This is a genomic window from Cellulomonas sp. H30R-01 (assembly GCF_010119915.1).
In the GTDB taxonomy this organism is placed as follows: Bacteria; Actinomycetota; Actinomycetes; order Actinomycetales; family Cellulomonadaceae; genus Cellulomonas; species Cellulomonas algicola.
This window is the reverse complement of sequence record NZ_CP048210.1, coordinates 2,583,556-2,594,944: the sequence shown is the minus strand read 5'-3', so window position 1 is coordinate 2,594,944 and position 11,389 is coordinate 2,583,556. Positions and strand designations below refer to the sequence as shown.

General features: G+C 74.1%; 12 protein-coding genes and 3 tRNA genes. 9 read left to right on the top strand and 6 right to left on the bottom strand.

The window, feature by feature from the left end; all coding sequences use genetic code 11:
• Nucleotides 1-66: 66 nt before the first annotated feature.
• The 3 genes from GXP71_RS11610 to GXP71_RS11600 are packed head-to-tail and all read right to left on the bottom strand — an operon-like array spanning nucleotide 67 to nucleotide 2,557.
• Nucleotides 67-816 (bottom strand): amino acid ABC transporter ATP-binding protein, encoded by a 750-nt coding sequence (locus GXP71_RS11610; protein ID WP_162352767.1) that lies wholly within the window; start codon nucleotides 814-816, stop codon nucleotides 67-69.
• The gene (locus tag GXP71_RS11605; protein ID WP_202924241.1) at nucleotides 813-1,706 is read right to left on the bottom strand and encodes an amino acid ABC transporter permease; all 894 of its coding nucleotides are present in this window, start codon (nucleotides 1,704-1,706) and stop codon (nucleotides 813-815) included. Before GXP71_RS11605 ends, GXP71_RS11610 begins: the two co-directional genes overlap by 4 nt.
• Complete coding sequence (locus tag GXP71_RS11600; protein WP_162352766.1) at nucleotides 1,703-2,557, bottom strand: ABC transporter substrate-binding protein; 855 nt, start codon at nucleotides 2,555-2,557, stop codon at nucleotides 1,703-1,705. The genes GXP71_RS11605 and GXP71_RS11600 overlap by 4 nt, the downstream gene beginning before the upstream one ends.
• A gap of 141 nt (nucleotides 2,558-2,698) precedes the next feature.
• Here GXP71_RS11600 and htpX point away from each other — a divergent pair, with 141 nt between their 5' ends.
• Complete coding sequence (gene htpX, locus GXP71_RS11595) at nucleotides 2,699-3,583, top strand: zinc metalloprotease HtpX (protein ID WP_162352765.1); 885 nt, start codon at nucleotides 2,699-2,701, stop codon at nucleotides 3,581-3,583.
• 226 nt (nucleotides 3,584-3,809) lie between these two features.
• Nucleotides 3,810-4,985, top strand: a complete 1,176-nt coding sequence (locus GXP71_RS11590) for an FAD-binding oxidoreductase (protein WP_162352764.1) — start codon at nucleotides 3,810-3,812, stop codon at nucleotides 4,983-4,985.
• Nucleotides 4,986-5,165: 180 nt separating this feature from the next.
• Here GXP71_RS11590 and GXP71_RS11585 read toward each other — a convergent pair whose 3' ends face one another.
• Nucleotides 5,166-5,663, bottom strand: a complete 498-nt coding sequence (locus GXP71_RS11585) for a YajQ family cyclic di-GMP-binding protein (protein ID WP_162352763.1) — start codon at nucleotides 5,661-5,663, stop codon at nucleotides 5,166-5,168.
• A gap of 182 nt (nucleotides 5,664-5,845) precedes the next feature.
• On the opposite strand from GXP71_RS11585, the gene GXP71_RS11580 reads away from it, so the two are divergent.
• Nucleotides 5,846-5,927: transfer RNA gene (locus GXP71_RS11580), tRNA-Tyr, on the top strand.
• A gap of 245 nt (nucleotides 5,928-6,172) precedes the next feature.
• Here GXP71_RS11580 and GXP71_RS11575 read toward each other — a convergent pair.
• Nucleotides 6,173-6,640, bottom strand: a complete 468-nt coding sequence (locus GXP71_RS11575; RefSeq protein ID WP_162352762.1) for a hypothetical protein — start codon at nucleotides 6,638-6,640, stop codon at nucleotides 6,173-6,175.
• A gap of 209 nt (nucleotides 6,641-6,849) precedes the next feature.
• Between GXP71_RS11575 and GXP71_RS11570 the strand changes: the two genes are divergently transcribed.
• The 6 genes from GXP71_RS11570 (at nucleotide 6,850) to GXP71_RS11545 (ending at nucleotide 10,040) form a co-directional block, all read left to right on the top strand.
• Nucleotides 6,850-6,922, top strand: a tRNA-Thr gene (locus GXP71_RS11570).
• A gap of 50 nt (nucleotides 6,923-6,972) precedes the next feature.
• Nucleotides 6,973-7,046, top strand: a tRNA-Met gene (locus tag GXP71_RS11565).
• Nucleotides 7,047-7,130: 84 nt separating this feature from the next.
• Nucleotides 7,131-7,301, top strand: coding sequence for a 50S ribosomal protein L33 (gene rpmG, locus GXP71_RS11560; protein WP_124341451.1), 171 nt, complete (start codon nucleotides 7,131-7,133; stop codon nucleotides 7,299-7,301).
• A 169-nt stretch (nucleotides 7,302-7,470) separates the two neighbouring features.
• Nucleotides 7,471-7,920: a MaoC family dehydratase N-terminal domain-containing protein gene (locus GXP71_RS11555; RefSeq protein WP_162352761.1), complete on the top strand. Its 450-nt coding sequence runs from the start codon at nucleotides 7,471-7,473 to the stop codon at nucleotides 7,918-7,920.
• Nucleotides 7,917-8,342, top strand: a complete 426-nt coding sequence (locus GXP71_RS11550) for a MaoC family dehydratase (RefSeq protein ID WP_162352760.1) — start codon at nucleotides 7,917-7,919, stop codon at nucleotides 8,340-8,342. The genes GXP71_RS11555 and GXP71_RS11550 overlap by 4 nt, the downstream gene beginning before the upstream one ends.
• A gap of 411 nt (nucleotides 8,343-8,753) precedes the next feature.
• The gene (locus GXP71_RS11545) at nucleotides 8,754-10,040 is read left to right on the top strand and encodes a Tat pathway signal sequence domain protein (RefSeq protein ID WP_238402382.1); all 1,287 of its coding nucleotides are present in this window, start codon (nucleotides 8,754-8,756) and stop codon (nucleotides 10,038-10,040) included.
• 98 nt (nucleotides 10,041-10,138) lie between these two features.
• Here GXP71_RS11545 and GXP71_RS11540 read toward each other — a convergent pair whose 3' ends face one another.
• Nucleotides 10,139-11,224, bottom strand: a complete 1,086-nt coding sequence (locus GXP71_RS11540) for a LacI family DNA-binding transcriptional regulator (RefSeq protein WP_370520932.1) — start codon at nucleotides 11,222-11,224, stop codon at nucleotides 10,139-10,141.
• Nucleotides 11,225-11,389 lie beyond the last annotated feature (165 nt).

Below are 11,389 nucleotides of genomic sequence, written 5' to 3'. Positions count from 1 at the left end.
TCCGCCCGTCGCCGCGCTGTCGCGCGGTGCGGATCCGCCCGTCGTGCTGCCCGTGCCGCGGACGAGTCAGGCGTGCAGCCGCCGCAGGAACTCGCGCGTGCGTTCCTCCCGCGGCTCACCGAGCACCTGCGCGGCGGTCCCGCGCTCGTGCACGCGGCCGGCGTGCAGGAAGCACACCTCGTCGGCGACCTCGCGCGCGAACCCCATCTCGTGCGTCGCGACGACCATGGTCAGCCCGGTCGACTTGAGCTCGACGAGCAGGTCGAGCACCTCGCCGACGAGCTCGGGGTCGAGCGCGCTCGTGACCTCGTCGAGCAGCATGACGGCGGGCCTGCCGAGCAGCGCACGGGCGATCGCGACGCGCTGCTGCTGCCCGCCCGACAGCTCGTCCGGGAACGCGCGGGCCTTGTCGGCGAGGCCCACGCGCTCGAGGACGGCCATCGCCTCGGCCTCCGCCTGCGGTCGCGGCGTGCGGTGCACGAGCCGGGGCGCGAGGGTCACGTTGTCGAGCACGCGCAGGTGCGGGAACAGGTTGTACGACTGGAACACCATGCCGATCCGCGCGCGCACGGCGTTCGCGTCGAGCCGCGGGTCGGTGATGTCCCGGCCCTCGAGCTCGATGACGCCGTCGTCGACGTCCTCGAGCAGGTCGACGCACCGCAGCAGCGTGGACTTCCCGGACCCGGACGCGCCGATGAGGACGACGACGCGGTGCGCCTCGACGTCGAGCGACAGGTCGTCCAGCACGACGTGCTCGCCGAACGACTTGCGCAGCCCGCGGACGCGCAGCAGGGGGGCCTCGTCCGTCGCGGTCACCGCAGCGCCCCGCCGCCCGCGAGCGAACCCTGCGCACCGAGCCAGCCGGACCGGCGGGCGAGCACGTCGGTGAACCGCGTGAGCGGGATCGTGAGGAGCACGAAGAGCACGCCCGCGACGACGTACGGCGTGAAGTTGGCGTAGCGCGCGGTCTCGATCTGCGCGGCGCGCACCGCGTCGATCGCACCGAGGATCGAGATGAGACCCGAGTCCTTCGACAGCGCGACGAGGTCGTTGAGCAGCGGCGGCACGACGCGCCGGACCGCCTGGGGCAGCACGACGTGCCGCATCGCCTGCCCGCGCGTGAGCCCCAGCGACCGGGCCGCGGCGACCTGCGACGGGTGCACGGACTCGATGCCGGCGCGGAACACCTCGGCGACGTACGCGGAGTAGGTGAGGACGAGCGCGAGCCCGCCGAGGACCACGGCGGACGTCGGGACGCCCTGCAGCCGCAGGCCCGGCAGGCCGAACCCGACGAGCAGCAGCACGAGGATCAGCGGCAGCCCGCGGAACACGTCGACGTAGCCCGTCGCGAGCGCCCGCAGCGGGAAGAACACCGGGCCGCGGAGCGTGCGCGCGAGCGCGAGGCCGAGCGCGACGACGACGATCACGACCGCGCACACGGCCATGACGCGGATGTTGAGCCACAGGCCCTCGAGCACCGCCGGCAGCGACGCTCGCGCGACCTCCGGGTCGAAGAACGACGCCTTGACCCGCGGCCACCCGGGCGACGACACGAGCCCGAGCACCGCGACGGCGGTCAGCGCGACCGTCGAGACGACCGCCACCGCGGTCGAGCGGCGCGCCCGTGAGCGCCGGTAGGCGTCCCGCGCGCGCTGGTGCTCCGACGGCTCCCAGGCGACCAGGGCCGCCGACGCTCCCGTCGTCACTTCAGGACGGGTGCGCCCGCGGCGTCGGTCAGCCACCGCGCCTCGAGCTCGGCGAGCGTGCCGTCCTCGCGCAGCGCGTCGACCGCAGCGGACACGTCGGCCGTGAGCGGGCTGTCGAGGTCCATCACGAGGCCGAACTGGTCGCCGCCCGCGCTGCCCGGGAGCTGCCCGACGAGCACGCCGCCGTCGAGCTCGGCCGCGGTGACGTAGAGCGCGGTCGGCAGGTCGACGACGATCGCGTCGACGAGCCCGGACGTGAGCGCCTGCTTGACCTGGTCGTTGTCGTTGAAGGGTGAGACGGGAGTCGTCGGCGCGATCGTGTTCTGCGCGGACGTCAGGCTCGTGGTGCCGACCATCGCGCCGATCCGCACGTCCTTGAGGTCGGCGAGGCTCGTCGCGTCCGCGGCGGGGGAGCCCTCGAGCGTCACGACGGCCTGCGTCGTCTCGTAGTACGGCGAGGAGAACGCGAGGCTCTTCTTCCGCTCGTCGCTGATCGACACCTGGTTGACCGCGAAGTCGAAGTCCTTGGCGCCCGGCGCGATGATCTGGTCGAAGCTCGCGCTGGTCCACTCGACCTGGTCGGCGTCGTAGCCGAGCCGCTCGGCGACCGCGTAGGCGACGGCCGACTCGAAGCCCTCGCCGTTGCTCGGGTCGTCGTCGACGACCCACGGCTCGTACGCCGGGTCGGACGTGGCGATCGTGAGGACGCCGTCCTTCACCGTGGCGAGGCCGCCCGCCGTCGAGGTCGAGGTCGAGTCGCCGGTCGGCGCGTCGTCGACGGGTGCACAGGCCGCGACCGTGAGCGTGGCGACGAGGGCGGCGGTCAGGGCGGTCCAGCGGGCTGTGCGCATCACGGGCTCCGGGGCTGGGAGGGGAGGTGGGTGCGTCGTCGGCGTCGTCGGCGGGACGTGGAGCACACAATACGAGGGAACCTGCGGGTCGCCGCCCGCGTTGGGTCGGGTGCGAGACGCGGGAAGGAACGGGTGCGCGCGATGGGACACCAGCACTTCAACGGGCTGAAGACGGCGGCGCTGTTCGGGGCCCTGTGGGCGGTGCTGCTCGGCATCGGGTGGCTGCTCGGGGGCGGGACGCCGAAGTACCTGCTGATCTTCGCGGGGCTCGGCCTCGTCATGACCGCGTACTCCTACTGGAACTCGGACAAGATCGCGATCCGCGCGATGCGCGCGCGCCCGGTCAGCGAGATCGAGCAGCCGGCGATGTACCGCATCGTCCGTGAGCTCTCAACGCAGGCCCGCCAGCCGATGCCGCGCCTGTACGTGTCCCCGACGGCCGCGCCGAACGCGTTCGCGACGGGGCGCAACCCGCAGAACGCCGCCGTGTGCTGCACCGAGGGCATCCTGCACCTGCTCGACGAGCGTGAGCTGCGGGGCGTCCTCGGTCACGAGCTCATGCACGTCTACAACCGCGACATCCTCACGTCGTCGGTGGCGGCGGCCGTCGCGGGCATCATCACGTCGCTCGCCCAGTTCGCGCTCTTCTTCGGCGGCGGCTCGGACCGCGACCGCGGCGGCAACCCGCTCGCCGGGCTCCTGCTGGCCTTCCTCGCGCCGCTCGCGGCGACCCTGATCCAGCTCGCGATCAGCCGCACGCGCGAGTACGACGCCGACGAGGACGGCGCGCGCCTGACCGGCGACCCGCTCGCGCTCGCGTCGGCGCTGCGCAAGCTCGAGTCCGGGACCAGGGCGCGCCCGCTGCCGCAGGACCGCGAGCTCGTCGACGTCTCGCACCTCATGATCGCCAACCCGTTCTCGGGTCAGGGGCTCGCGAAGATGTTCGCGACGCACCCCCCGATGGCCGAGCGGATCGCGCGGCTGGAGCGGCAGGCCGGCACGACGGGCGGCATCACGCGCTACTGACGGGCTCGGCGCCGCGGCGCGACGGTCGCCGGAGGACGAGCGCGCCCGGCTCCGGGGCCACGTCGCTCGGCGGTCCCCGACCCCCGCTGCGACCCAGCGGGCCGACGTCGGACCGGCCACCAGGCCGGACGATCTCTCCTCGCGGACAGCGATGTTCGCGAATCGGGACGAATCCCTAGAATCTGCCCCGCGACGGGGCACGGTGTCACGCGCGGGAGGGGGCGACGTGACGCAGGACCGGTACGACGTCGTGGTGGTCGGCGCCGGGGCGACGGGCTCCGCGACGGCCTGGGCGCTCGCACGACGCGGGCACCGCGTGCTGCTGCTCGACCGCGCGCAGGAGCCGCCCGTGCAGGGACGCGACGTCGTCCGGCCGGGCCACGCGGACGTCGCCCGCTGCCGGCTCGCGCTCCTCAGCCACCAGTGGTGGAACGTCCTCGAGCACGAGGCGGGCGAGCGACTGGTCGAGCCGACCGGCTGCGTCGAGCACGGTCCCGTCGAGGCGCTGCGCCCGCTCGTGGAGACGCTGCTCGTCACGTCGGTGCCGTTCGAGTACCTCACGGGCCCGGAGGCGGAGCAGCGCTGGCCGGGCATGCGGTTCGACGACCGGGCCGTCGTGCAGCCCGCCGCGGGGGTGGCCGACGTCGCCGCGACGCTCGCGGCCCTGCGGCGGCAGGCGGTGTCGCACGGTGCCGACCTGGTGCTCGGTGCGGACGTGCGACGGGTCGAGGTGCGCGACGACGCCGCGCGCGTGCACGTCGACGACGGCGACCACGTCGACGCGTCGGTCGTCGTCGTGTGCGCGGGCGCAGCGACCGCAGGGCTCCTCGGCGGCGTCGTCGAGGTCCCTGCGGCGCACGTGGTGCGCGAGACGCGCGTACGCGCCGACCGCGTGGAAGCGCTCCCGTCGGGCATTCGGCCCTGGCCCGCTTTCGTGCACCGCGCCGACCCTGTCGCGCACCGCTCCGCGCGCGGCGACCTCGGGCCCGACGTCGGCTACCCGGCGCTGCGGGTGCGTGGCGAGCCGACCGACCAGGGTGTCGTGCTCGTGCACCGGACCGAGCCCGCACCGCTCGGCGCGACGGGGGCGGACGCTGCCCCCGAGGCCGTCGCCACCGAGCTCGTCGAGTACGTCGCGCAGTGCCTGCCCGGGGTCGGCGTCGACGATGCCGGACCGTGGGTCACCGAGCGTGCGGCGGGCCCGATGGTGCTGGACCGGGTGGGCCGTGTCGTGCTCGCGCTGGGCACCGGCCTGCACGGCGTCGCGCTCGCTCCGGGGGCCGGTCAGGTGCTCGCCGACCTCGCCGAGGACGGGCTGGGCGTGCCGCGCCAGGTCGGCGCCGACGACGACGAGCTCGACCGCAGCCGCTTCTCGCTCGCGGCGCTCGGCGCGGGCGTCTGATCCGGCGGACGACCGCCGTCTCGACGCCGGCGGTGTGAGCCCGGGGTCCGCCTCGTGCGTGGCGCGACGGGACGGGTCCGCGGGCGGGTGCCTGCGGGACGAGCGGGCGTTCGCGGGGACCGTGTCGATGCCGGACGGGCGGCGGGAGGCGCGGCGTGCGCCGCGCTCCCCGCCGCCGCGTCAGCGGTAGTTGACGAACTGGAGCGCCGCGTCGACGTCGGCGCCCTTGAGCAGCGCGATGACGGCCTGCAGGTCGTCGCGGCTCTTGGCGGTGACGCGCAGCTCGTCGCCCTGGATCTGCGTCTTGACGTTCTTCGGGCCCTCGTCGCGCACGATCTTCGCGAGCTTCTTCGCGATCTCGCTCGACAGGCCCTCCTGGATCGACCCCGCGAGGCGGTACTCCTTGCCCGACGGCTTGGGCTCCCGGTCGCCCACGTCGAGCGACTTGAGCGAGATCCCGCGCTTGATGAGCTTCGACTCGAAGACGTCGAGCACCGCGAGCACCCGCTCGGCGGAGTTCGCGACCATGAGGACCGACTCGCCGCTCCACGTGATCGACGCCCCGACGCCCTTGAAGTCGTAGCGCTGGGCGATCTCCTTCGCCGCCTGGTTCAGCGCGTTGTCGACCTCCTGACGGTCGACCTTGCTGACGACGTCGAACGACGACTCGCTCGCCATGTGCTCTCCTCCTGCCGCCCCGGGCACCCGCCGGGGACTCGTCTGTCGCCGCGCCCGGGGGCGTCGGCCGTCCGTCCCGGGGGCCGTTTCGTCAGCACCCCTCGGGAGTTGCTATCCTTCCACCCGCGCGCTGCTCGCGGCGGCCGGCCTCCGGGTCGACCCCGCAACGGCGAGCGATCCCTGGCGGGTTACCCGAGCGGCCAAAGGGGGCTGACTGTAAATCAGCTGGCACAGCCTACGGGGGTTCGAATCCCTCACCCGCCACGGTGCGAGAGCCCGGACTGCGACTGCGGTCCGGGCTCTCGTCGTCTCAGGCCCGAGCGCGCAGTGCCCGACGTCCACGTACCCGACGTCCACGTACCCGACGTCCACGTGCGCGAGGACCATGTGCCCGAGGTCCACGTGCCCGAGGTTCGCGCGCCCGTGCCGCGCTCCGGGCGGTCTCCGGGGACGACGACGGCGGGGCACCCGAGGGCGCCCCGCCGGTCGCAGGGGAGTGGGGAGCGGGGTCAGGACGGCTTCGCGCAGGTGTACGTGCCCTCGGTGACGGAGACCGTCGCGCCCTCGTAGAGCGTGTCGAAGGCGCCTGCGTCCTCCGCGGAGGCGAACGCCACGCCGACGCCGAGCGGGTCCGCGAAGCCGGTGAGACCGCCCAGCAGCTCTTCCGCGCCGCTCTGGCAGGCCGGGTCCCAGGGGAGCGTCGTGTAGCCCGCCGCGGCGAGCGCGTCGATGGTGGGCTGGAGCTTCTCGGGACCCGCGGCGGAGTCGGCCACGTCGGTCCAGACGACGAAGAACGAGTCCTCGGCGGTGGCGGGGTCGATCGCGGTGGGCCACGCGAGCGTCGCGGCGGTGCCGTCGCCGGCGTCGGAGTCCGGGGTGGCGGCGTCGTCGTCGGAGCCGGTGCACGCCGCGGTGCCGAGGGTGACCGCGGCGGCGAGCAGGAGGGCAGCGGCGGTGCTGCGGGGTGTTCGGCGCATGGGCGGGATCCTGACACCGGACAAACCGCCCTGGCGACGAGACGAATCGTTTAGGCACGCGGGCGCCCGCGCGGCTCCTCGGGCGAGCGCCGCGGGGCTCGACGGCGGTCGTCGTCGCAGGTCGCGCGGCGGGTCGCGCGCCGCCGTGGCGACCGTCACCGGCCCGGATTTCGCAGCCGGGCACTCGCCCGTGTAACCTTGCACGCGCTGCCCCGATAGCTCAGTCGGCAGAGCGTCTCCATGGTAAGGAGAAGGTCAAGGGTTCGATTCCCTTTCGGGGCTCTGTGGTGTGTCCGGGGCCGTGGTTCGTTCCACGGCCTCGGGACATCCGAGGCGGGGTAGCTCAGCTGGTCAGAGCGCACGACTCATAATCGTGAGGTCGCGGGTTCAAGCCCCGCTCCCGCTACAGCCAGTGTGACCCAGGCGATGCGTCGGTCGACGCGTCGTGGACAGCAGAACGCAGGCGCCGTCCAGGCGCGAGGAGAAGACCATGGCCAGCAAGAGCGCGGACGTCCGCCCGAAGATCACGCTCGCCTGCACGGAGTGCAAGGAGCGGAACTACATCACGAAGAAGAACCGTCGGAACGACCCCGACCGGCTCGAGATGAAGAAGTACTGCCCGCGCGACAACCGGCACACGGTCCACCGCGAGACCCGCTGAGCCGCGCCCCACGGGGCCGCAGGACTCCAGGCACGCCCCCGGCTCCGCGCCGGCGGGCGTGCTTGTGCGTTGAGCGCGGTGCAGGTGTGACCGCCGTGCAGGGCTGAGCAGGGCCGTGCCGGGCCGAGAGGGCCGGGCAGGCGACGCGACGGACGACAGGAGCACGAGGATGCCGGTCGACACCGGGTACGCCGGACGCGAGTACGCGCCCAACGCGCCGTACGAGGTCGGGCGCGAGAAGCTGCGCGAGTTCGCCGCCGCGGTCGGCGCGACGCACCCCGCGCACACCGAGCCCGACGCCGCACGGGCGCTCGGTCACCCCGACGTCATCGCACCGCCGACGTTCGCGGTCGTCGTGGCGCAGCGTGCCGAGGCGCAGCTCTTCGAGGACCCGGCCGCGGGCATCGACTTCAGCCGCGTCGTGCACGCCGACGAGCGGTTCACGCACCACCGCCCGATCCGCGCCGGCGACCGGCTCGTCACGGTGCTGCACGTCGACGCGATCGTCGAGCGCGCCGGGCTCGCCATGATCACCACGCGCGCCGAGATCGCGGCCGAGGACGGCGAGGCCGTCGCGACCGTCGTCTCGACGCTGGCCGTCCGCGGGGAGGACGCATGACCACGCCGGTGCTCACCGAGCTCACCGTCGGCCAGGAGCTCGCGCGGCGCGAGGTCACCGTCGACCGTGCGCGGCTCGTCCGGTACGCGGGCGCGAGCGGCGACTTCAACCCGATCCACTGGAACGAGCGCATCGCGACGGCGGTCGGCCTGCCGGGTGTCATCGCGCACGGCATGTGGACCATGGGCGCCGCGAGCAGCGTCGTCGCCGACTGGGCGGGCGACCCGGGCGCCGTCGTCGACTACCAGGTGCGGTTCACGCGCCCCGTCCCGGTCCCCGACCCGGGCGCCGCGACCGTCGAGGTCGTCGCCGTCGTCGGCGCGCTCGACGCGGGCGCGGGCACGGTGCGCGTCGATCTCACGGTGAGCGTCGACGGTGTGCGCGTGCTCGGCAAGGCGCAGGCGGTCGTCCGGCTCGGCTGAACCGGCTGCGGACGGTCGCGCGCACCGCGTCGTGGTCGCGGACCTCGGCGCAGCGCCGCGGTGCGGGCAGTTCCGTCGTCCGCGGCCGCCGACGGCGCCGCTCGGGGGTGTCGCGTGCTCGCGCGACGTCCGGGTCGCCCGCCCGGGCGACGGTGCCGCACCCGTGAGCGTGGTGCGTACGGACGATTCGTCCGGCTTCTTCCTTTCCGTCCGGCCGCTCCCTACGGTGTACCCGGGCCGCATCGTCGCGGCCCGACGCCCACAGAGGAGAGAGCACCGATGCACCACACGACGACGGAGTCAGGGGCGCGGGTCTCGCGCCGGACGTTCCTCGCACTGACCGGCGCTGGTGTCGCCGCCGGCGTGGCGGTCGCCACGGCCCCGGGCGCCTCGGCCGCCCCTGGTGGACACGTGTCAACGGGACGCGGTCACGGGCACGGCGCGTCCGCGCAGCGTGCGGCCGTCGGCTTCCTGCAGGCCGCGGCCGACGCCTACCCGACGGTGAACACGGGCGCCCGGCTCGCGCAGAGCTACGGCGACGAGCTAGGGCTGTTCAGCACGGCGTTCACGTACGACAACGCGCTCGCGATCATCGCGCTGCTGGCCGACGGCAGGCGGTCCAGCGAGCAGACGGCGCGCGTCCTCGGCGACGGCCTGCTGTACGCGCAGGACCACGACCCGGGCTACTCCGACGGCCGGCTGCGGCAGGGGTACAACGTCGGCCCGTACACGTTCTACGACGGCAACCCGCAGCCGTACGGGTTCGTGCAGCCCGACGGCACGGCGAACATCGGGTGGCAGTTCGGGTTCCTCGGGACCGCGGTCGGCGACATGGCGTGGCCCGGCATCGCCCTGCTCCACCTCTACGACCGCACGCGCGACCGCCGCTACCTCGCGGGTGCCGTCCGGATCGGCGAGTGGATCACGACGAACACCTGGCGCACCACGGGCCTCGGCGGCTTCTCCTTCGGGGTGAACGGCGCGAACGCACCCGTGCCCAACGGCTCGACCGAGCACAACATCGACTGCACGGCGTTCTTCTCGATGCTCCGCAAGGTGACTCGTGACAACCGCTGGAAGGCGGCGGCGGCGCACGCGCGGGAGTTCGTCGACGCGATGTGGGAGCCGTCCGAGGGCTTCTTCTGGACGGGCACGAACGACGGCGTCGAGATCAACCGCTTCCCGGTGCCCCTCGACACGGTGACGTGGGCGTGGCTCGCCACCCGTGACCGCACGTTCAAGCGCGGCCTGGACTGGGCGGGCACGGCGCTCGCGGTCACGGACGACGCGTCTGCCCCGACGTCGCAGCTGCCCGACGGCGAGACGGTCTCCGGCGTCACGTTCAGCACCGCGAGCGCGCAGTCGACCGCGCAGTACAACGGCATCACCGTGCACCCGCAGGGCGTGTGGCTCGAGGGCACCGGTCAGCTCGCGACCGCGCTGATCGACCGCAACGGCCGCGGTGACGCCAAGGCGGCGGACCGGCTGCTCGCGCAGGTCCGGCACGCGCAGGACGTCCTGGGCGTCGGACAGCACCTCGGCGGCGTGGTCGTCGACGGGGGAGTGGTCGCCGCGTCGAGCCTGCTCGACACCGGGTTCGGGTTCGGCTACTTCCAGGTGCAGCACGTGGGCGCGACGTCGTGGTTCGTCTACGCGGCGACGCGCACCAACCCGCTCGACTGGCTGAAGCGCAGCTGACGCCGGCGCACGGCCGTGCCCCGGTCCTCCCCGGCGGAGGTGGAGGACCGGGGCGCGGTGCGTCCGGTCCGGGCTCGCGTCGTCGGGCGGGGGCTCGGTCAGGAGGGGGCGGGGCCGGTCGTCGTCCCCAGGCGCAGCGTGACGCCCAGCTCCCGGTAGGGCGGCGTCTCGCCCGCGAGCAGGTCCTCGACGGCGTGACCCACCGCGGCGCCCTTCTCGGCGAGCGGCTGGACGACGGACGTGAGGACGTCGGGTGCGAGCCAGGGCAGGTCGAGCCCGTCGAAGCCGGCCACGGACACGTCCTCGGGCACGCGGAGCCCGAGCTCGCGTGCCGCGAGCACGACCCCCGACGCGAGGAGGTCGGACTGGCAGACGACGGCGGTGGGTCGGGCGTCGCCGGCGAGCAGCGCGGCCCCCGCGGTCTTGCCGTGCTCGACGAGCGAGGCGGGGGTCTCGTAGATCGCCTGCGGCGTGACGCCCGCGTCGGTGACGCCCGCGAGGCGTCGGCGGGTGATCTCCCAGTCGATCTGCGACAGACGGTCGTCGTCGACGAGCCCGTCGCGCCGGGCGCGGTCGAACGGGAGCGTGACCACGGCGATCCGCTCGTGGCCCAGACCGAGCAGGTGCTGCGTCGCCTCGGTCATGCCACGGCGGTCGTCGATCCCGACGGTCGTGACGCCCTCCTGCTGACGACCCTCGACGACGACGGTGGGGATGCCGCGGCGCTGGAGCGCGGTGAGCGTCGGGTCGTCGGTGGTGCCGCCCCACATGAGCACGGCCACGTCCATGGCCGCGGACTCGACGAGGGGGTCGACGGGCGGCTCGGTGGGGTCGCTGGGACCGGGGATGAGCAGGACGCCGAGGCCGAGCGAGCCGAGCGTCCCGACGAGCCCGTCGAGCACCTGCACCGAGACGGGGTCGCGGAACGAGCGCTTGAGGGCGTCCCCCACGACGACCCCGACGATGCCCGACCGGCCGCGTCGCAGCTGGCGGCCCAGCGGGTTCGGCCCGGCGTAGTCGAGCTCGACCGCCGCGTCCAGCACGCGCTGGCGGGTCGCGGCGGCGATGGGGCCGGCACCCGAGAACGCGAGCGACGCCGTCGAGACGGAGACCTTGGCGGCCGCGGCGACGTCCGCGAGGGTCGGGCGAGGGCGGGGCAGGGGTCCACCTCCGGGTCGGCGCACGGGGCTCGTCGCCCGCGTGGGCGAGGCGAGGACGGGTGCGACGGGGCACGACGCGCGGGTGCGCAGACGTGTTGACGCGACCGCCAGCGTACCCGCAGAATGTCCCGTCCCATCAAATCGATTCGACCCCGCTGCGAGACGTGGTCGAATCGATTCGACCGCTTC

Excerpts from the sequence above, each read along its gene's own strand:
- GXP71_RS11600 (WP_162352766.1), bottom strand. The coding sequence starts at position 2,557 with ATGCGCACAGCCCGCTGGACCGCCCTGACCGCCGCCCTCGTCGCCACG.
- htpX (WP_162352765.1), top strand. The coding sequence starts at position 2,699 with ATGGGACACCAGCACTTCAACGGGCTGAAGACGGCGGCGCTGTTCGGG.
- GXP71_RS11585 (WP_162352763.1), bottom strand. The coding sequence starts at position 5,663 with ATGGCGAGCGAGTCGTCGTTCGACGTCGTCAGCAAGGTCGACCGTCAG.
- GXP71_RS11575 (WP_162352762.1), bottom strand. The coding sequence starts at position 6,640 with ATGCGCCGAACACCCCGCAGCACCGCCGCTGCCCTCCTGCTCGCCGCC.
- rpmG (WP_124341451.1), top strand. The coding sequence starts at position 7,131 with ATGGCCAGCAAGAGCGCGGACGTCCGCCCGAAGATCACGCTCGCCTGC.
- GXP71_RS11555 (WP_162352761.1), top strand. The coding sequence starts at position 7,471 with ATGCCGGTCGACACCGGGTACGCCGGACGCGAGTACGCGCCCAACGCG.
- GXP71_RS11550 (WP_162352760.1), top strand. The coding sequence starts at position 7,917 with ATGACCACGCCGGTGCTCACCGAGCTCACCGTCGGCCAGGAGCTCGCG.